Source organism: Paraburkholderia sp. CHISQ3, from assembly GCF_030464945.1.
Lineage (GTDB): Bacteria > Pseudomonadota > Gammaproteobacteria > Burkholderiales > Burkholderiaceae > Paraburkholderia > Paraburkholderia megapolitana.
Genome location: NZ_JALPRG010000009.1, coordinates 283684 through 301959 on the forward strand (window position 1 = coordinate 283684; position 18276 = coordinate 301959).

The following is an 18276-nucleotide window of genomic DNA, read 5'->3' on the forward strand; positions in this document are numbered from 1 at the left end:
CCCGCATGGGGTGAACGGCTGCGTTCAGTTCGCGCAGTCCGGTTCGCCACTCGCTAATGTGATACCGACGTGTGATGCCTGCCGGGTTTGCGGGGTTTGCTCGACCCGACGCCGAGCGCCCCGCGACACCTCAAGCCGCGGCTTTCAAACCCGCCGCATGCGCTTGCCCGGTCAGCCACGCCATCGCCTCAGGCAAACCGCTCGCGGCCAGCGGCACACCGGCGAGTTGCAACCCCATCTCGCAGCCAGCGAGCGTCGCCAGCAACGTGAGGTCGTTGCAGTCGCCAAGATGACCAATGCGGAACATGCGGCCTTTCATCTTGCCGAGCCCCGTGCCCAGCGACATGTCGAAGCGCTCGTAGATGAGCTTGCGCACCGCATCCGCGTCGATGCCGTCGGGCATCATCACGCCCGTGAGCACCGGGCTGTACACCGCGGGGTCCGCGCACTGGATCTCAAGGCCCCACGCACGAACCGCACGACGACACGCTTCGGCAAGCCGCGCATGACGGGCAAATACGTTGTCGAGCCCTTCGTCGAGAATCATGTCGAGCGCTTCGGACAACCCGTACAGCAGGTTCGTGTTCGGCGTGTACGGCCAGTAGCCCGTCTTGTTCATCTCGACGATCTCGGTCCAGTCCCAGAAGCTGCGTGGCAACTTCGCCTCGCGGCTCGCGGCGATGGCTTTCGGCGAGAGCGCATTGAAGCTGATACCCGGCGGCAACATCAAACCCTTCTGCGAGCCCGACACGGTGACGTCGACGCCCCATTCGTCATGGCGATAGTCGGCGCACGCGAGACCCGAGATCGTATCGACGAGCAGCAGCGCCGGATGGCCGGCCGCATCGATGGCGCGGCGCACAGCCGCGATGTCCGATGTCACGCCCGTCGAGGTTTCGTTGTGCACGACGCAGACAGCCTTGATCGCGTGCTGCGTGTCTTCGCGCAGCCGCGCTTCGATCATCTGCGGCTGCACGGCGCGCCGCCAGCCTTCGATGCCCGGCAAACCGATGAACTCCGGCTTCAGTCCCAGGCTTTCGGCCATCTTCTTCCACAGTGTGGCGAAGTGACCGGTCTCGAACATCAGCACGGCGTCGCCGGGACTCAGCGTGTTCGACAGCGCGGCCTCCCATGCGCCGGTGCCCGACGCCGGGTAGATCACGACCGGCTGCTGCGTCTTGAAGATCTGTTTGATGCCGTCCAGCACTTTCAGACCGAGCGCGCCGAACTCCGGGCCGCGGTGGTCGATGGTCGGATAGCTCATCGCCCGCAAAATCCGGTCGGGCACCGGGCTCGGCCCGGGGATCTGTAGAAAGTGGCGGCCGGCGGGGTGGAAGTCCAGTTTCAGCATGCGATTTCCTTGAGTTGAATTTTGCATTCAAAAAACTATATCAAACGAATCAGCTCGTACCCAAGGTCAAAATCGCCAGGGTATACGCCTGTCATTGCTCATGCTTACTTATTTCGACGCCTTTCGCTAAAATGACGCGAAACCTAGGTTGGAGATTTTTGTATGCAAAATTCGGACTTTGACGCGCAATTTGCCGGTGCGACGCGGATGCCGAAGGTGGAGCGCCAGCGGCTCCACGACACGGTCGTCGAGCACATCCGCCGTTTTATCGTCGAGGGGGTGCTGGAGCCGGGCAAGAAGCTGAACGAGCGCGAGCTGTGCGAAACGCTCGGCATTTCGCGCACACCGCTGCGCGAAGCGTTGAAGGTGCTCGCCGCCGAAGGGCTGATCGATATCGAACCGAATCGCGGCGCGTCGGTATCGAAGATGTCGGAAGCGGAACTGCGCGAAACCTTCGAACTGATGAGCGGGCTCGAAGCATTCTCAGGCGAACTCGCGTGCGAGCGCATCACGGCCGCCGAACTCGCGGAGATCAAGGCACTGCACTACGCAATGCTCGCGTGTCGCGCGCAGAACGATCTGCCGGGCTACTACAGCCGCAACCAGGCGATCCACGAAAAGATCAACGAGGCAGCGCGCAACACCGCGCTGCGGCAAACGTATATCGCCGTGAACCGGCGCCTGCAGGCACTGCGGTTTCGTTCGAACTATCAGATTCCGAAATGGGACCGCGCGATTCATGACCACGACGAAATGCTGAAGGCGCTCGAAGCGCGCGACGGCAAGCGGCTCGCCGCGATCCTGCGTCAGCATCTGCTCGACAAGCGCGACGCGGTGCTGCAACTTCAATCCAGCGAGAACGCAGCGGGCTCGTCGTTGCAGGCCTGAGCGCTGCGCGGGCTAGCGCTTACTCGTCGTCCTCTTCCGTCCTGCTGCGCACATAGTCGATGTGCGCCTGCATTGCCGTGCGCGCCTCCTCGGGGCGTCGTGCGCGAATCGCCTCACACAGCGTGCGATGCTGCAACAACAGCAGCGTCGACGCCTCTTCGTCGCGCTCGCGCAAGCCCGTGCCGCTAATCGCAATGTGTTCGCGCAGCATACCGATCACGCTGGCATGCAGATGCAGGAACATCGTGTTGTGTGACGCGTGGGCAATCGCTTCGTGAAGACGGGCGTCGGCGATGGCCTCGGCGGATTTATCGTCGGTGCGCCTTGCGTGCTCCAGCTCGCGCATCTGCGCACCGATGCGCTTCAGGTCCGCCGCATCCGCGCGTTGTGCCGCAAAGTAAGCGGTCGCCCCTTCCAGCACGCGTCGGAATTCGAGGATGTCGTCGCGCAACGCCGGGTGATCCGCTACCAGTTGGCCCCATGGCGACGCGATGCCGGTGCGTAGTTTGTCCGTGACGAACACGCCCGCGCCGCGCCTGCTCTGCAGCAGGCCGCGCGCCGCCAGCCGCTGGATCGCCTCGCGCACCGTGTTGCGCGACACGTCGTATTGCTCGGCCAGCACACGCTCGGCGGGTAGTCGCATGCCGACGCTCCACGTACCGTCCAGCAACGCGGTTTCGAGCCGGCGCATCACCGCTTCGACGCGGCCGCGCGTGAGCGTGCCCGATGGTTTCATCGTTGCGTTTCCATTTTGTATGTTTGTCTGTAGTGGTCCAACCAATTTGAACCCGCGCGAGGAAGCTGGGATTATGCGCCGATCGATGCGGCGGCCGATACGAATACGGCACCACCGCGTGTCATACGGAGCGCTCCCCATGCACGACCGGCACTATCCCTCGACGCGGCCCGACCACGTCTATCTGTTCGCGACCTGCCTCGTGGATATGTTCGTGCCGCAAGCCGGGCTCGATGCGGTGAAACTGCTCGAACGCGAGGGGCTGACAGTCCACTTCCCGCGTGCGCAAAGTTGCTGCGGGCAACCGGCCTACAGCAGCGGTAATCCTGAGCAGGCGCAAGCGGTTGCGCGCGCGCAACTCGATCTGTTTGGCGAACCGTGGCCGATCGTCGTGCCGTCGGGTTCGTGCGCGGGCATGATGCGCCATCACTGGCCGCTGCTGTTCGAGCACGACCTCGATGCGCAGAAGAAAGCTCAGGCACTGGCTGGCCGTGTTTACGAACTAAGCGAATTCCTGTTGCGCGTATTGAACGTGCGGTTCGATCGCGCAACCACCGCTGCGGCTGCGTTGCCCACGGAAAACGTGGTGCTGCATACGTCCTGCGCCGCGCGCCGCGAAATGGGTACGCGTGTGCATGGCGTCGAACTGGTCGACGCGTTGCCCGGCGTGACGCGAATCGAACACGTACGCGAGTCGGAATGCTGCGGCTTTGGCGGTACGTTCTCGCTGAAGCATCCGGACATCTCCGGTGCGATGGTGCGCGACAAGGTTGCTTCCGCGTGTGCGACCGGGTGCGACCGGCTCGTGTCGGCGGATTGCGGTTGTCTGCTGAACATCGGGCACGCTGCGGCTCATCAGAAGGCGCCGTTGCCGGTCGAGCATCTCGCGACATTTCTGTGGCGACGCACCGGTGGCGATCGTGTGAGCGAAGGAGAGTCCGCATGAACGCGCGCGAACGGATGCTGGGCCGGTTGCGCGCTGCGCCGCCTGCGGCTGCAGTAGCAATCGACGATCTCGACCAGCGCATCGACGCGCACTACGCCGCCCGACATGCTCGCGATCCGCACTCCGCGCAGGCACGGATCGAGTCGATGCAGGCGGCGCTGACGGCGGCGCACGCCGAAGTGTGGTGTGCGGATGCTGCGTCGTGGGCGACCCAGCTCGCCGATCGGCTCGCTGCCAACGGCGTGCACCAACTGCTACTCGATCCCAACACACGCGAAGGTGCTGCCCTGACGCGTGCGTTGCCGCCGTCCGTTGCAGCACGCGCCTATACACAACCGATCGAAACCTGGAAAGCCGAACTGTTCGACACCGTCGACGCCGGCTTCACCGTCGCGCGCTCGGGACTTGCAGCAACCGGCACGCTGGTGCTGGCACCCGATGCCGGCACACCGCGCACCGTCTCGCTCGCGCCGCCGCTCCATATCGCGCTCGTCTACGCGCATACGTTGCACGCAGACCTGCACGCGGCAGCTAAGGCCGAGCGCTGGTGCGACGGCATGCCGACGAACCTGGTGCTGATCTCCGGCCCGTCGAAAACCTCCGATATCCAGCAGACCCTCGCATACGGCGCACACGGCCCACGCCGCGTGTGGGTCATCATCGTGACGGACGACACCAACGACGGAGCCAACCGATGAGCACCCAACCGCTGCACTTCGTCCCCTCCGCCGATTTCAAAACCCGCGCCCGCGCCGCGCTCGATGATCCGAAGTTGCGCAACAGCTTCCGCGGCGCCATGGATTTCCTGCAACAGAAACGCGCAGTCCAGTTTCGCGACGACGCCGAACTCGACACACTGCGCGATCTCGGTGAAGCGGTGCGTCAGCACGCGCTCTCACGACTGCCCGAACTACTGGTCCAGCTCGAAGAGAAACTCACCGCGGCCGGTGCTCACGTCCACTGGGCCGAAACCGCCGAAGAAGCGAACGAGATTATCCATCGCATCGCGCAGTCGCATGAGGCGCGGCGTGTGATCAAGGGCAAGTCGATGGCGAGCGAGGAAATCGAGCTCAACCATTACCTGGCGGCGCGCGGTATCGAATGCATCGAGTCGGATATGGGCGAGTACATCGTCCAGCTCGCCGGCGAAAAACCGTCGCATATCGTGATGCCCGCGATCCACAAAACGCGCGGCGACATCGCCACGCTGTTCGAGCAGCACATCCCCGACACGCCCTACACCGAAGATGTCGACGAGCTGATCCAGACCGGCCGGCGCGCGCTGCGCCACGCGTTCGTCGATGCCGACATCGGGTTATCGGGAGTAAACTTCGCCGCCGCCGACACCGGCACGCTGTGGCTCGTCGAGAACGAGGGCAACGGCCGCTTATCGACGACGGTGCCCGATGTGCACATCGCAATCATGGGCATGGAGAAAGTGGTCGCGAAGCTCGAGCACATCGTGCCGCTGTCGAGCCTGCTGACGCGCTCGGCGACCGGTCAGGCGATCACCACCTACTTCAACCTGATCTCGGGGCCACGCCGCGCAGGCGAACTGGACGGTCCGCGCGAAATGCACGTCTTGCTGCTCGACAACGGCCGCACCCAGGCGTATGCCGACACGCAACTGCGCGCGACGTTGCAATGCATTCGCTGCGGTGCGTGCATGAACCACTGCCCGGTGTACACGCGGATCGGTGGACATGCGTACGGCACGACCTACCCGGGGCCGATCGGCAAGATCATTTCGCCGCATCTACTCGGCCTCGACGCAACCGCCGATCTACCCACTGCATCGAGCCTGTGCGGCGCCTGTGGTGAAGTATGTCCGGTACGCATTCCGATTCCGCAACTGCTGATCCGTCTGCGTACCGAAGCGAATCGCTCACCGGATGAAGCGGTGGCGCATCCGCTGCGCGGTCAGGGAGCAAACTTCAGTCGCCGCGAGCATATCGTCTGGCGTTTCTGGAGTGGCGCGTTTGCGCATCCGCGCGTGTATCGGATGTTTCGCTGGGCTGCTACGCGGTTGCGTGCGTTGACGCCGGCAAAGCAAATGGGTTGGACCCAGCATCGGATGCCGCTCAAGCCAGCGGCGCGCAGTCTCGCGGATTTATTGCGTGAGCGGGGGCAGGCGGAATAGGTTTTAAATCCGGTTGGCGCCAGGCGGCTACGAATCTCAAGTGGCTGCGTTGGCCGCATCGAACAACCGCACGATCTCATCCACCCCACCCACCTCCCAGTCCGGCCTCTGCCCCATCTCTTCGAAGACGTTGTCGGCGCGATTGATCCAGCAGGTCGGGAAGCCGAAGTAACGCGCCCCGGTGGCATCCCAGGCATTCGACGATACAAACAGAATGGCGGTGCGGTTAACACCGAAAGCCTGTTCCGCCAGGGTGTAAACGCGGTCGTCCGGTTTGTAGATGCGGAGTGGATCGACACTAAGCAGATGATCGAATGCGTCACGCAGTCCGGCATGGTCGACCACAGCGCCTATCGAATGCGGCGAACCATTCGACAGCACCGCGAGCTTCAGGCCACGACGCCGGAGTTCGCGCAGTGCATCGGGGACCTCGGCGAACGGCTTTAACCGCAGATAGGCCTCGCACAGCGCATCGCGGGTAGAGTCGTCGAGTGCAAGCCCTAGATGCCTGCACGTATAACGCAGTGCATCTTCCGTCGCCTGCTCGAACGTCACGTAGCGGTTCATCAAGCTGCGCAACCACGTGTATTCGAGTTGCTTCTGCCGCCACAACGCGCTGATCTCGCGTCCACGACCTGGAAACCGCTCATTGCACTGCTCGGCAACCGAATGGACATCGAACAACGTCCCGTACAGATCAAATGCTATCGCACGAATGTGCTTCATCTCACGCCTCCTCGATTACTCATTAGCCGCGCTTCAACCGGCCGCCTGTTCCTTGAGTCGCCGCCGATGCGCCGCCACCTTCGCACGGTTACCGCAGATCGCCATGCTGCACCAGCGGCGCGCGTGGCCACGCGTGTGATCGGCAAACATCAACGTGCATCTCGGACCTTCGCACGCCTTGACCTGCGTGAAGTCTTCGTCGCACACAAGCTTCGCCATGGCTTCGGCGAGCGGTAGCAGCAACGACTGCGCCGAATGCCACCGGCGCGTCTCGCGAAACTCGAACACGGTCTCGTCATCACGTTCGCTGGCGACGATTTCGCTATATCGCTCGTCGCGCTCGAGCAACTGGTTTAGCGGTTCGAGTTCGCGCAGATTTTTCGCGCTCAACGGCTTGCCTTTGCGTTTCTGTACGAACTCTCTGAACCACTCGCGCAGGCCCCGCGCCTGCGCTGCGATCTCGTCGAGCTCAATGGCCGTCGATTGAACCCGCATCGTTTCGAGCACCGTGCGCGGCACCATCCCCGCCTGCTCCAGCCACGCCAGCAAACCCTCCCCGTCGCTGATCCAGTCGACTTCCTCATCCACCGGCGTAGCAACCGAATTGAGGAAATCGAGCCCGGGCGCATCGGCCACGAATATCGCGGGAATCTGTCGGTAGTTCATATCTCGGACGAGTGTGAAGTGATGATTACACATCGTAACCATCAAAATACTTCTTGACAAGTTACATCTCCATTTTGTAACCTCTAAAACAACATCAATTAGGTTACAAACACAAAACAACCCCGTCTTTCAAAGGAGCGAAGAAATGAGTTCTGACAACGTGAGCGCGGTACTGGTACACGGCGCATGGGCAGACGGCTCGAGCTGGAGCAAGGTGATCGACCGTCTGGCGGCGCGAGGTATTCATGCGATCGCGGCACCGCTGCCGCTCACGTCGCTCGATGACGACGTGGCCGCCCTCGAAAGAACGCTCGAAAGGATCGAAGGTCCGGTGGTGCTGGTGGGCCACGCGTATGCCGGCGCAGTCATCGGTTCGGCACGCGCCGCGAATGTCAGGGCTTTGGTCTATGTTGCAGCGCTCGCGCCGGATGAAGGCGAGACGGTTGGCGACGTGTTCAATCGCGGTGAAGCGCACCCGCAGGCGCCGAAGATTGCACCGGACCGTCACGGTTTGATCTGGCTACCGCAAGACGCATTCGCACAGGCGTTTGCACAGCATGCGAGCCCGCATGAGTTGACGGTGCTCGCCGCCGTTCAGCGGCCCATTGCGGTTGCATCGATTGGCAACGCTGTCGCGCGGCCGCTCTGGAAAGACCTGCCGTCGTGGTTCCTCGTAGCCGGGCAGGACCGGATGATCAACCCGGACACGCAACATTTCATGGCGAACCGCATGAACGCAAACGTGCGTTCACTCGAGGTCGACCATACGCCGAGCGTCACGGCGCCCGATGCGGTAACCGACATCATCGGCGAAGCAGTCCAGTCCGTATCGGCGCACTAACTCGTTAGCGATTCGTTGTAAGCGCGCCAATGCAGTAGTCATCGCCCACCCATTCATCATTGAGCCAAGGAGAAACGAAATGTCCACGAAAGTAGCCATCGTCACAGGTGCGAGCCAGGGTATCGGGCGCTCGACTGCAATCAGACTGGCGCGCGACTTCACGTCGATCGTGCTGGTTGCGCGTAATCGCGAGAACCTCGAGCAGACCGCCGCGGAAGTGACCAAAGCGGGGGCTACGCCGCTTTTGATCGACGCTGACCTCTCCGAGCCCGAAGTTGCACAGGATGTGGTCAATCAAACGCTCGCCGCATTTGGGCGGATCGACGCGTTGCTCAACATTGCGGGTGCGGTACCGCAAATCGACGTGTTCGATATGACCGACGAACAGTGGGACAAGGGGCTGGCGCTGAAACTCCATGGCGCGCGTCGATTGACGATCGCAGCGTGGCCGGCGTTGAAGGAATCGTCAGGGTCGGTCGTATTGATGTCGGGTAATTCGGCGTTGTTTCCGAAGGCACCGTATGCCGCCGTAGGTACGATCAACGCGGCGATCGTGGCGCTGGCCAAAGCGTTCTCGGATCGCGGTATTGCCGACGGCGTGCAGGTCAACAGCGTATTGCCCGGCCCTGTGATGACCGGTCGGCGGCAATCGTATCTCGAGCATTGGGCGCCGCTGCACAACATGACGGTCGAAGAAGCGACCGCCAGGTTTCCGGTTGAAGCAGGCATCTCGCGATACGGCACGCCGGAGGAAATCGCGGAGTTGATGGCGTTCATCGTGTCGCCCGCAGCGCGCTGGATGACCGGGTCGACATTGAGAATGGACGGTGGAGAAGTCAAATCGATCTGATCTTCAGGAACCGTTGCCGCTGAGATTGAGCAAAACGATCCCGCATATCGCGGTGCCGATGCCGATTGCCTTGACGAGACTCAGGGCCTCGCCGAACCAGATAATCCCGATCGCCGCGGTCAATGCAGCACTACTGCCCGCCCAGGCCGCATACGCCATGCCCATTTCGATTCGCTTTGTTGCGAGCGCCATGAGCCAGACTGCGGTCGCATAGCACGCAACCGTCAATATCGAAGGAAGTAAGCGCGTAAAGCCGGAAGAGAGATTGAGCGCCGCGGTACCCAGCGATTCGGCGGCAACGCTTGCAGCAAGAAGAGCCCAAGCGATCTGCGTGGTAAGCATTTCCAGTCCTCGCGAGCCGAACGTTTATACCGAACGTTCAGCGAGCGGGAATGGATAGCGGTACCCGTAAGGCGCTCAAAATAACATCTCATAACGGGCGTTGCAACTTGAGCCCGTTGCACGCATCGCGTTAGAACGCGTGATACATCCCAACGGACATCAACAGTTGTTTCGAACTGCTCGAGTCGTAACCGGCGCCCGCAATCTCGGCAATCGCAGCACGCCCGGTTACCGCGCCGTTCGCGCCGAGCACCGGTGCAATGCCGTCACCGCCCGCCTTCTGGAAGATCGCAATCGCGTACAGACTCGTACGCTTCGACAGCGCATAGTTCACGCCCAGATTGATTTGCTGGAAGTCGGGCTTCAGGTTCTGATAGTCGGCCTTTCCTGCGTTGTAAATGTATGCGGCGCCCAGCAGTAACTCTGGAGTCACCCTGAAGGTCGCACTGGCTTCATACGCGTCCATCTTGAAGTCGTTACCGTTGCCCGCGCCCGCGAAACCATTGACGACAAAGTACTGACTGTTCTCGAGGTCGGTGTGCGAATAGTTCAGTGCGAAGGTTGCGGGGCCGAGCGCGTACGAACCGCCCACCGTGAACACCTTCATCGCATTGGCATCCTGCAGTCCGACGTAGTTGTTCAATGAACCCACGTAGTTGCCGTTCGACGCGTACACGCCGCCCGTGCCGCCCGCAGTCGTAGCAGGATTCTGAATGTCCAGATACCCGGCCGCCACCGAGAACGGCCCGCGTGTATAGGCGGCCGCCAGCGACCACACGCGATTCGTCGAGAAATCGCCCGCCACGCCGCCGAAGCTGAACATCCCTTCCACATGCAGACCGCCCCAGGTCGGGCTCACATACTTGACGGCGTTGTTGATCCGGATCGACTGATTCAGATTATCGAGGTCGCCGAAATGCGATCCGTAGCCGGTCGCGAAGTTGTTGCTCGAAGGAAAGTAGCCGACTGTCAGCGAAGGCGGATCGTACTGACGTCCCAGCGTCACCGTGCCCCACCGGTCGTTGCTCAGGCCTACGAAGGCCTGTCTGCCGAACTCGGTGCCGCCTTGCCCGAGTCTGCCGCTCTGGATGTTGAAACCGTTCTCGAGCGTGAAGATCGCAGAAGTACCGCCACCGAGGTCTTCTTTGCCCTTGAGTCCCCACAGGTTGCAGCTCGGCGGCCCGCACGTGTCCGATTCGACGACGCGACCTTTGCCGGTATTGTTGACGACGGTAATGCCCGCGTCGACAAGCCCATATAGCGTCACGCTGCTCTGGGCTTCGGCTAACGCAGGGAGTGCCAGAAGCGCAGCAACGCAGAGACTGCTCTTTTTCATCGGGATCTCCAGATTGTGGGCATGACTATTTGCGTGCTTATTTGCTCGCGGCAAGCGCTTCAACCGTTACCCCAAGCGACACCGCATGCCCTGTCGGCCGCGGCGTCGCCAGACTGACGAGCACCACCGTCACAGCATTGATCGCCATCGCAATCAGCCCCGGTTCGCACTGAGGTGCAAGCGCGGCCCAGTAGTGCGCGGCAAACGGCGCAAGCAGCGCAACGAAACCGGCGATGAGCCCCGCAAGCACACCGATTGCCGTCGTCCGCTTCCACAAAAAACCGAGGAAAACAGCAGGCGCAAGCATGCCGATGGCCGAATACGCATCGAGCAGAATCTTGACGAGCGAACCCTTCTGGCTGACCGACAACCACACGGCAATCGCCGCAAACACGATCAACGATCCGCGCGATATCAACAACGATGTACGGTCCTTGAGACCGGGAAGAAACGGCGCAACGACATTGCGGCTAAAGATCGAGCCAGCAGTCAGCAGAAGCAGTGCACCCGGCGCGAGCGCCAGCAGAAATCCGGTTCCGGCCACAAGCCCCACGACAGGCGCTGAATAACGCTCCGAAATGAACTGCAGCAACGCCGCGTTCAGATTGTTTCCAGGAGGATGCGTACCCGCGAGCAGCGCCGCAAAACCTAGCAGGACGATGAAGAAATACGCCAGCGAATAGAGCGGTTGCCAGATCGCATTACGCCGGATCGCGGTCGCGCTTTGCGCCGTGTACGACATCTGGAACAGATGCGGAAACACCCAGTTTCCGAGCGCAATGTTGATCGACGACGTCATCAACCAGATCGCCGTCGTAGGCGACGAAGGATCAAGGCCCGGAAATCTGCCGATGCCCGGATGCTGCACTTCTGCCATGTGAAAAATATCGAGCATCGATGCGGCACCGACTTTGCCCGCCACCGTCGCACTGAGCAGCACGACGACCACGATCATCAGTACATCCTTGACGCCCGCTGCAAACGCCGCGGAGCGAATCCCTGCGACAAACACGAACGCGATCATCAGCAAGCCGGCGATCAGCGTAGCGGCCTGGATGGAAATCAGATCGTCGAGCGTCAGTTGAACGATCAAACCGAGACTGACCAGTTGAATCTGTACGTAGACGATCAGCGAAGCAATGCCGATCACACCGGTCAGCACACCAAGCCAGGTCGCGTCGTAACGCGCAGCAAAGAAGTCCGCCTGCGTAACGAGTTGCCGCGTACGGCCCGCGCGCCAGATTTTCGGCATCAGCCAGTAGCCGATCGCGTAGCTCATCGATACCGAACAGAATGCCAGGTAAGCCGGTGCGCCCAACGCCCACGCGTAACCGGAAATGCCGAGCACGGCGAAGGTCGTATAGACCTCGCCTGCATTCATGAACCAGAAGATGAGCGCACCGAGACTGCGACCGCCGACCGCCCAGTCCGCAAACGTGTGCCCCTTGCGGGTACGCCGACCGTAGCTCACCGCTCCGGCTACCGTCCCTAGCAGGATCACCACGACGATGGCGAGCTTCATCGCGGTTCTCCTCTCGAGGAAACCTGCGTCGCGGTAATAAAGGCCTCCTCCTCGCGCTCGACGCCGTGCGCCCGATCGAGCCGGAACACCACCGCGATCAGCACGCTGGTCAGCACAATGCCAGCGAGCTGCCACAGCATCGGAAACGGCAGGCCGAACGGAGACCATGACACACCGTTGACGGCGGGCGCGAGACCCGCCTGCCAGATGAAAGGCACGACCAGCAACCATCGATACGTATGACGGCCGGTGCCGTCCGTCGCAGGATCTTGTGCCACAGCGCCTTCTCCTTGTGAAGTTACACTGCACTACTCGACGCGAAGTGTGCACCCGGATTGCACAACATTTCAAGCCAGTCAAAAATAACTTCGAGTCGATATGGATAAGGAAAACCCTGGAATTTTGCGGTATTTCATGAAATATAGGGATTGCCGCCAACACGCGGGCGCCTCCGCTCCGCGACATTGACGGTGCATTTCTGTGCGCCTATACTGCACATCAATGTTCGATGCAGCTGTACAAGCCGAGGTTAAAAATTGATCGGTGAACGACTCAAGGAATTACGCACCGCGCGCGGCATGTCGTTGCGCCAACTGGCAAGTCTCGCGGACGTTTCGCCTACCCTGCTGAGCCAGATCGAGCGGTCGGTCACCGACCCGAGTCTCGAAACGATGCGGCGTCTCGCGGGGGTATTCGGAGAATCGGTTGCCTCGTTGTTTGCCGGAACCGTGACGTCTTCGGTATGGATCAGCCGGCCGGGCAATCGCTCGCGGTTGATCGCACCGAAGGGACGCGTCGGTTACGAACGGCTGACCGCCGGCAACGGGCAACTCGAGGTACTACGTGCCGTGTTGCAACCGGGCGAGATCTCAGCAGATGAGCCGCGCAGCCATGCGTCCTCGGAGTGCGTGTATGTCATCGCGGGTGAGTTGATTGCACAGATAGACGGCATCGAATACCCGGTGGCAGCCGGCGAAAGCATTTCATTCGACTCGCGCTTGCCGCACCGGTATCGCAACGGCTCCACCGCTCCCACCGAAATCATCCTGTCGGTCACGCCACCGAACCCCTAAGCCCATGACTTCCGATACCCACGACGAGCACTCGTTCGAGCTCTACGACCTGCGCGTCGAGGTCGTCGCTCCTGAAGGCGCGAAGCTCTATTGCGGCGCAAACGTCGGCGACTACTTCGAACTACGCGGCGAAATGCTGCACCTGCCACCCGGGCAGGCGTTTTCGATTTATTCGCTAGCGGCACTGCTGCCGCTTCTGCCGGCCAAGCAGCGCGCAACCGATCCGCACGACTGGATGTCGACAGATGCCGAAGTCGCGTGTCCCGATCCCAATTGCCCCTCGCGCTTTCGCATTACGCGGCTCGGCAAACGCCTCTTCCGGCATGCGGATACCACCGCCGTCAAACTCGCTGACAAGGACCCTGAATGACACAGATGGAGCGGGTCGAACTGGCGCCCGGCTATTCGGTTTCACGCATTTTTAAAGGCGGCTGGCAACTGGCCGGTGACCACGGCAGCGTGGATCGCGCGGCTGCAATCGCGGACATGGGCGCGTACTACGACGCAGGCATTACCGCATTCGATTGTGCCGACATCTACACCGGTGTCGAAGAAATGATCGGCGAGTTCCGCGACGATTACCGCAATCATCGTGGCGCAAATAGTCTCGCCCAGTTGAAGATCCACACAAAGTTCGTCCCCGATCTGTCTTCGCTCAAGACGATCGGTCGGCCACTCGTCGAACAAACCATCGACCGCTCGCTATCGCGGCTGCGCGTCGAGCGGCTGGACCTCGTGCAGTTCCACTGGTGGGATTATTCGGTGCAGCGTTATCTCGAGGTTGCACACTGGCTGCGCGAGTTGCAGCAGGCGGGCAAGATCGACCGGGTGAGCGGCACGAACTTCGATACTCAGCGTACGAAGGAGCTAGTTGAGTCAGGCGTTGAACTGACGAGCATGCAGGTGCAGTACTCGCTGCTGGACCGGCGTCCCGCGCAGCAACTGAGCGCCTATGCGCGCGAGCACGGCATTCATCTGTTTTGCTACGGCACGGTAGCCGGCGGCTTTCTTTCCGGGCGATGGCTCGGCGCGACCGAGCCGGGGCGCGACATACCCAATCGCTCGCTCATCAAGTACAAGCTGATCATCGACGATTTCGGCGGCTGGGATATTTTCCAGGCGCTGCTGCAGACGCTCGACAAGATCGCGTCCAGACATGGCGTATCGATTGCCACTATCGCGACGCGCTGGGTGCTCGATCAGGAACAGGTGGCGGGCGCGATTGTCGGTGTGCGTCGCGGGGACCATCTGCCGGAGCATCTGAAGGTCATGGCGGTCGAACTCGACGCGCAGGATCGGGCAGCGATTGCGCAGGTGCTGGCGCAAAGTTCGACGATCGACGGCGACGTGTATGGCGTCGAGCGCGATATTCATGGGCGGCACGGCGCGATCATGAAGTACGAACTGAATGCCACTGCGTGACACTGCATGACACAGTGCTAAAAATTCCACCTGTCGACGCCGCACCGGCACCAGCCGGCGCTGCATGACAGGCGGAACGGAGCACTGCCCCAACCACTCAGACCTTGATCCAGGCAGGTGCGGTGACCGGACCCCAGCCAAGAAAGAAGCCGAAGTGGATATTCATTTCACCGATCGGCTCGATGAACCGGCTGTTGCTCAACGGGCCTGCGTCCACGGGCTCAAAACCAATTGCGTTCGCCAGTTGCGAGACCTCGCGCTTCGCAGTGTCGTCGTCACTTGCCACGAACACCTGCAGAGTCTTGCCCTTACGCGCGTCGGCCGCCAGAAGCCCCGCAAAAATCGTGTTGAAGGCTTTAACGACCCGCGCCTGCGGAGCGATCGACTGGATCTGCTCGGCGGCCGACGTGGTGTGGCCTACGACCAGACTCTTGAAGTCGGCACTGATCGGGTTGCTGATATCCACCAGGATCTTGCCCGACAGATCTCCTGCCACTCCAAGCACTTCGGCTATCGCCTGATACGGCAACGCCAGGATGACGACGTCCGCCAGCTTGACCGCCGCGGCTATCCCTCCTCCCTGAACCTGGGAGCCGAGATCGCCGGCTAGCGCCGCCGCTTTCGCAGGATCGTGGTGGCCGATGACGAGTGGAATGTTCGCGGCTGTCAATGCACGAGCCAAACCCGCGCCCATGTTGCCGCTACCGATAATCGCTACTTTCATGGATGTCTCCAGTTCGTTGCAGGAGTCCCCACTTTGAACTGCAAACAGAACGAGATAAATCCGTGATATTTTTTCACATTCCAAACAGGGCGTGTGGAATGGATCAACTTGCCAGCATGCGTGTCTTTGTCAAAGCCGTCGATCTCGGGTCGTTTTCGGCAGCCGCCGACGCGCTGCAAATCTCGTCCCAACTGGTAGGCAAACACGTGCAGACGCTGGAGCATCACCTCGGTGTGCGACTCCTGAATCGAACCACACGCCGGCAAAGTCTCACCGATATCGGGCGCGCCTTTTACGAGCGGACCAAGATCATCCTCGCGGAAGTGGAGGCGGCAGAGAGCCTTGCGGCCGAAACGCGTGCCGTGCCGCGCGGGCGCCTGCGCATCAACGCGCCTGTCAGTTTCGGCATGCATACGCTTGCACCCGAGCTTCCCGACTATATGCAGGCATTTCCGGAGGTGTCCGTCGATCTGACGCTGTCGAATCGCGTAGTCGATGTGATCGAAGAAGGTTATGACGCAGTGTTTCGGGTCGGCGATCTGTCGGATAGCGGCTTGATTGCCCGTGCGCTTGCGCCGTATCCGTTGATCGCGTGTGCAGCGCCGTCGTACCTCGCTTCTCATTCTCCGCTGCGAACACCGGCCGACCTGCGGCAACACGAGTGCCTCGGTTTTTCCGCGACATCCCTCAGACACAGCTGGACATTTGAAGGACCGGAGGGGCGTGTATCAGTGCCCGTGTCCGGGCGCTTCATGACCGATCATGGAGAACCGTTGCTCTCTGCGGCGGTTGCAGGGCTTGGCATCATGCTTCAACCGCTGGAACTGGTAAGAGGTGCGCTGAGCCGGGGAGAGCTCGTCGTCGTGTTACCGGAGTACCGGATCGCTCCGCGTCCTCTTCACATTCTGTATGCCCCCGATCGGCGCGCGACACCTAAACTGCGCAGCTTTCTGGACTTCGCTGTCGCGCGGTTTGGACAGACCGCCTAGCTGACATTCTTTCGAGCGTCGCTAACTCTGTCCACCAATTCGCTAAACTTGCCAGAGCACCGAACCCACCCGGAGACGTCACTCATGGCAACCAGACAAGCGCGCATCTTCACCGGCATTGGCGGCTGGACGTTCGAACCATGGCGCGGCGGCACGTTCTATCCGGAAGGTCTCACGCAGAAGCGCGAGCTCGAATATGCGAGCCGCAAGCTGACGTCGATCGAGATCAACGGCACGTTTTATGGTTCGCAAAAGCCAACGACGTTCGCCAGATGGCGCGAAGAAACGCCAGACAACTTCGTGTTCTCGTTAAAGGCGCCGCGTTACGCGACGCATCGTCGGGTGCTGGCGGAAGCGGGCGAATCGGTCGAGCGTTTCATCGCAAGCGGCATACTCGAACTGCAGGACAAACTCGGCGCGGTGAACTGGCAATTCCCCACGACCAAGCAGTTCGACGCCGAAGATTTCGACGCCTTCCTGCAATTGCTGCCGAAACGCGCCGAAGGCCGCACGCTGCGTCACGCAGTCGAAGTCCGTCACGAGAGCTTTCGGTGCGATGAATTTGTCGCGCTCGCCCGCCGGCACGGCGTTGCGATCGTGACCGCGGGCGATTCGGATTATCCGCAGATCGCCGATGCCAGCGCACCGTTCGTCTACGCGCGGATCATGGGCACGACCGAAGCGCATCCACAAGGTTACGATGCGCGCACACTCGACCTGTGGGCTTCGCGTGCGCGTACGTGGTCGAAAGGCGACACACCGGATGGACTCGACACGTTCGGCAAGAAACCGGCTGCACAAACGGCGCGTGACGTGTACCTGTATGTGATCAGCGGCTATAAGGCGAGCAACCCTGCCGCTGCGATCGCATTGATCGAGCGGCTGGCAGGTTGATGGAACGGAACGCCTAGCTAAACGCGCCGGTGCGCTGATTCGCTTCCGGCAGTTGCCGCGATTCGCGCAGCGAGCGCGGATGCCAGAGCTTTGCACCACCCTCGATACCCGCATCGTTGGAAACAATAGCCACGTTCGACGGCAACGTGAACTTGAGCCGCGCGGCGTTGCCACCGCCAATCCACAGCTTGTCGTAGTTCACGACCACGGCGAGGATGCGAATGATCCGCTGCACCCGCTTGTTCCATTCCTTGTTGCCGGCCTTCTTGCGCGCCGCGTCGCCGATGTACTCGTCGTAAGTACGACCCTTGCTGACCGGATGTTGCGAGAGTTCGAGATGCGGCATCAGTTCGCCGTCGCGAAAGAACGCCGTGCCCGCGCCGGTGCCGAGCGTCAGAACAAGCTCGATGCCGTGGCCCTCGATCGCGGCGAATCCCTGCACTTCTGCATCGTTGATCATCCGCACCGGCAGGTCACCGAGCCGCGACGAAAGAGCACTGGCAAGCGGAATGTCATGCCAGCCTTCCACGCCGAAATGCGGTGCCGTCAGGATGCGGTTGTTACGCACGAAACCCGGAAAGCCGATCGAGATCTGCGTCGGCGGATGCTGGGCGACGATCGGTGCGACCAGCGCCACGAGTGCATCGACGAGTTGCCCCGGTGTGCACGGATGCGGCGTCGCGACGCGCACACGTTCGGTCAGCATCTTGCCGTGCGCATCGAGGATCGACGCCTTGAGCCCGGTCCCGCCGATGTCGATCGAGAGAATCTGCTCGGTTTTCTTGCCGCGCTTTACCGCAGCCGTCTTGCGCGCAGCACGCGGCTTCGCG

Annotated in this window: 21 protein-coding genes; 11 read left to right on the forward strand and 10 right to left on the reverse strand. The window is 61.4% G+C overall.

Translation table 11 applies throughout. From position 1 onward, the window contains the following. Positions 1–130 precede the first annotated feature (130 nt). Positions 131–1351, reverse strand: coding sequence for an alanine--glyoxylate aminotransferase family protein (locus M0D65_RS22360; RefSeq protein WP_266254607.1), 1221 nt, complete (start codon positions 1349–1351; stop codon positions 131–133). Positions 1352–1513: 162 nt separating this feature from the next. Here M0D65_RS22360 and M0D65_RS22365 point away from each other — a divergent pair, with 162 nt between their 5' ends. Further along, positions 1514–2239, forward strand: coding sequence for a GntR family transcriptional regulator (locus M0D65_RS22365; RefSeq protein ID WP_091012235.1), 726 nt, complete (start codon positions 1514–1516; stop codon positions 2237–2239). A gap of 19 nt (positions 2240–2258) precedes the next feature. Here M0D65_RS22365 and M0D65_RS22370 read toward each other — a convergent pair whose 3' ends face one another. Beyond that, positions 2259–2975, reverse strand: a complete 717-nt coding sequence (locus M0D65_RS22370; RefSeq protein WP_266254608.1) for a FadR/GntR family transcriptional regulator — start codon at positions 2973–2975, stop codon at positions 2259–2261. Between the two features lie 139 nt (positions 2976–3114). On the opposite strand from M0D65_RS22370, the gene M0D65_RS22375 reads away from it, so the two are divergent. From M0D65_RS22375 to M0D65_RS22385, 3 genes are read left to right on the forward strand one after another with little or no spacing between them, the layout of a single operon-like run. Further along, on the forward strand, positions 3115–3921 hold the full coding sequence (locus M0D65_RS22375) for a (Fe-S)-binding protein (protein WP_266254609.1): 807 nt from the start codon (positions 3115–3117) through the stop codon (positions 3919–3921). Continuing rightward, positions 3918–4619, forward strand: a complete 702-nt coding sequence (locus M0D65_RS22380) for a lactate utilization protein (protein WP_266254610.1) — start codon at positions 3918–3920, stop codon at positions 4617–4619. The genes M0D65_RS22375 and M0D65_RS22380 overlap by 4 nt, the downstream gene beginning before the upstream one ends. Continuing rightward, positions 4616–6061, forward strand: coding sequence for a LutB/LldF family L-lactate oxidation iron-sulfur protein (locus M0D65_RS22385; RefSeq protein ID WP_266254611.1), 1446 nt, complete (start codon positions 4616–4618; stop codon positions 6059–6061). The genes M0D65_RS22380 and M0D65_RS22385 overlap by 4 nt, the downstream gene beginning before the upstream one ends. Positions 6062–6097: 36 nt before the next feature. Here the strand turns inward: M0D65_RS22385 and M0D65_RS22390 are convergent, their stop codons facing one another. Together M0D65_RS22390 and M0D65_RS22395 are read right to left on the reverse strand one after the other, a co-directional pair. Then, positions 6098–6787, reverse strand: a complete 690-nt coding sequence (locus tag M0D65_RS22390; RefSeq protein WP_266254612.1) for a haloacid dehalogenase type II — start codon at positions 6785–6787, stop codon at positions 6098–6100. A gap of 33 nt (positions 6788–6820) precedes the next feature. Further along, complete coding sequence (locus M0D65_RS22395; RefSeq protein WP_266254613.1) at positions 6821–7453, reverse strand: ABATE domain-containing protein; 633 nt, start codon at positions 7451–7453, stop codon at positions 6821–6823. Positions 7454–7598: 145 nt separating this feature from the next. Between M0D65_RS22395 and M0D65_RS22400 the strand changes: the two genes are divergently transcribed. Both M0D65_RS22400 and M0D65_RS22405 read left to right on the forward strand, forming a co-directional pair. Next, positions 7599–8294, forward strand: a complete 696-nt coding sequence (locus M0D65_RS22400; RefSeq protein WP_266254614.1) for an alpha/beta fold hydrolase — start codon at positions 7599–7601, stop codon at positions 8292–8294. Positions 8295–8373: 79 nt separating this feature from the next. Next, a complete protein-coding gene (locus M0D65_RS22405; RefSeq protein ID WP_266254615.1) occupies positions 8374–9144 on the forward strand; it encodes an SDR family oxidoreductase in 771 nt (256 codons plus the stop codon). Positions 9145–9147: 3 nt separating this feature from the next. On the opposite strand, the gene M0D65_RS22410 is transcribed toward M0D65_RS22405, so the two are convergent. From M0D65_RS22410 to M0D65_RS22425, 4 genes are all read right to left on the reverse strand, one after another. After that, the gene (locus M0D65_RS22410; protein ID WP_266254616.1) at positions 9148–9486 is read right to left on the reverse strand and encodes a multidrug efflux SMR transporter; all 339 of its coding nucleotides are present in this window, start codon (positions 9484–9486) and stop codon (positions 9148–9150) included. A gap of 130 nt (positions 9487–9616) precedes the next feature. Further along, the gene (locus tag M0D65_RS22415) at positions 9617–10822 is read right to left on the reverse strand and encodes a porin (RefSeq protein ID WP_266254617.1); all 1206 of its coding nucleotides are present in this window, start codon (positions 10820–10822) and stop codon (positions 9617–9619) included. Between the two features lie 37 nt (positions 10823–10859). Next, entirely contained in the window at positions 10860–12344 is a 1485-nt protein-coding gene (locus tag M0D65_RS22420; RefSeq protein ID WP_266254618.1) for a sodium:solute symporter, read from the reverse strand. Next, positions 12341–12622: a DUF3311 domain-containing protein gene (locus tag M0D65_RS22425; protein WP_266254619.1), complete on the reverse strand. Its 282-nt coding sequence runs from the start codon at positions 12620–12622 to the stop codon at positions 12341–12343. Before M0D65_RS22425 ends, M0D65_RS22420 begins: the two co-directional genes overlap by 4 nt. 258 nt (positions 12623–12880) lie before the next feature. On the opposite strand from M0D65_RS22425, the gene M0D65_RS22430 reads away from it, so the two are divergent. The 3 genes from M0D65_RS22430 to M0D65_RS22440 are packed head-to-tail and all read left to right on the forward strand — an operon-like array spanning position 12881 to position 14839. Then, the gene (locus M0D65_RS22430) at positions 12881–13417 is read left to right on the forward strand and encodes a cupin domain-containing protein (RefSeq protein WP_091012209.1); all 537 of its coding nucleotides are present in this window, start codon (positions 12881–12883) and stop codon (positions 13415–13417) included. Positions 13418–13421: 4 nt separating this feature from the next. Continuing rightward, positions 13422–13787, forward strand: a complete 366-nt coding sequence (locus M0D65_RS22435; RefSeq protein ID WP_266254620.1) for a TIGR04076 family protein — start codon at positions 13422–13424, stop codon at positions 13785–13787. Then, positions 13784–14839, forward strand: coding sequence for an aldo/keto reductase (locus M0D65_RS22440; protein WP_266254621.1), 1056 nt, complete (start codon positions 13784–13786; stop codon positions 14837–14839). Before M0D65_RS22435 ends, M0D65_RS22440 begins: the two co-directional genes overlap by 4 nt. Before the next feature lie 97 nt (positions 14840–14936). Here the strand turns inward: M0D65_RS22440 and M0D65_RS22445 are convergent, their stop codons facing one another. Beyond that, positions 14937–15563 (reverse strand): NADPH-dependent F420 reductase, encoded by a 627-nt coding sequence (locus M0D65_RS22445; RefSeq protein WP_266254622.1) that lies wholly within the window; start codon positions 15561–15563, stop codon positions 14937–14939. Positions 15564–15661: 98 nt separating this feature from the next. Between M0D65_RS22445 and M0D65_RS22450 the strand changes: the two genes are divergently transcribed. Next, the gene (locus M0D65_RS22450) at positions 15662–16552 is read left to right on the forward strand and encodes a LysR family transcriptional regulator (RefSeq protein WP_266254623.1); all 891 of its coding nucleotides are present in this window, start codon (positions 15662–15664) and stop codon (positions 16550–16552) included. An 84-nt stretch (positions 16553–16636) separates the two neighbouring features. After that, the gene (locus M0D65_RS22455) at positions 16637–17446 is read left to right on the forward strand and encodes a DUF72 domain-containing protein (RefSeq protein ID WP_266254624.1); all 810 of its coding nucleotides are present in this window, start codon (positions 16637–16639) and stop codon (positions 17444–17446) included. A 13-nt stretch (positions 17447–17459) separates the two neighbouring features. Here the strand turns inward: M0D65_RS22455 and M0D65_RS22460 are convergent, their stop codons facing one another. Then, entirely contained in the window at positions 17460–18215 is a 756-nt protein-coding gene (locus M0D65_RS22460; RefSeq protein ID WP_245811501.1) for an ROK family protein, read from the reverse strand. Between the last annotated feature and the right edge of the window lie 61 nt (positions 18216–18276).

Coding starts and splice junctions, on each gene's coding strand:
- M0D65_RS22360 (WP_266254607.1), bottom strand. CDS start 1,351: ATGCTGAAACTGGACTTCCACCCCGCCGGCCGCCACTTTCTACAGATC.
- M0D65_RS22365 (WP_091012235.1), top strand. CDS start 1,514: ATGCAAAATTCGGACTTTGACGCGCAATTTGCCGGTGCGACGCGGATG.
- M0D65_RS22370 (WP_266254608.1), bottom strand. CDS start 2,975: ATGAAACCATCGGGCACGCTCACGCGCGGCCGCGTCGAAGCGGTGATG.
- M0D65_RS22375 (WP_266254609.1), top strand. CDS start 3,115: ATGCACGACCGGCACTATCCCTCGACGCGGCCCGACCACGTCTATCTG.
- M0D65_RS22380 (WP_266254610.1), top strand. CDS start 3,918: ATGAACGCGCGCGAACGGATGCTGGGCCGGTTGCGCGCTGCGCCGCCT.
- M0D65_RS22385 (WP_266254611.1), top strand. CDS start 4,616: ATGAGCACCCAACCGCTGCACTTCGTCCCCTCCGCCGATTTCAAAACC.
- M0D65_RS22390 (WP_266254612.1), bottom strand. CDS start 6,787: ATGAAGCACATTCGTGCGATAGCATTTGATCTGTACGGGACGTTGTTC.
- M0D65_RS22395 (WP_266254613.1), bottom strand. CDS start 7,453: ATGAACTACCGACAGATTCCCGCGATATTCGTGGCCGATGCGCCCGGG.
- M0D65_RS22400 (WP_266254614.1), top strand. CDS start 7,599: ATGAGTTCTGACAACGTGAGCGCGGTACTGGTACACGGCGCATGGGCA.
- M0D65_RS22405 (WP_266254615.1), top strand. CDS start 8,374: ATGTCCACGAAAGTAGCCATCGTCACAGGTGCGAGCCAGGGTATCGGG.
- M0D65_RS22410 (WP_266254616.1), bottom strand. CDS start 9,486: ATGCTTACCACGCAGATCGCTTGGGCTCTTCTTGCTGCAAGCGTTGCC.
- M0D65_RS22415 (WP_266254617.1), bottom strand. CDS start 10,822: ATGAAAAAGAGCAGTCTCTGCGTTGCTGCGCTTCTGGCACTCCCTGCG.
- M0D65_RS22420 (WP_266254618.1), bottom strand. CDS start 12,344: ATGAAGCTCGCCATCGTCGTGGTGATCCTGCTAGGGACGGTAGCCGGA.
- M0D65_RS22435 (WP_266254620.1), top strand. CDS start 13,422: ATGACTTCCGATACCCACGACGAGCACTCGTTCGAGCTCTACGACCTG.
- M0D65_RS22440 (WP_266254621.1), top strand. CDS start 13,784: ATGACACAGATGGAGCGGGTCGAACTGGCGCCCGGCTATTCGGTTTCA.
- M0D65_RS22445 (WP_266254622.1), bottom strand. CDS start 15,563: ATGAAAGTAGCGATTATCGGTAGCGGCAACATGGGCGCGGGTTTGGCT.
- M0D65_RS22450 (WP_266254623.1), top strand. CDS start 15,662: ATGGATCAACTTGCCAGCATGCGTGTCTTTGTCAAAGCCGTCGATCTC.
- M0D65_RS22455 (WP_266254624.1), top strand. CDS start 16,637: ATGGCAACCAGACAAGCGCGCATCTTCACCGGCATTGGCGGCTGGACG.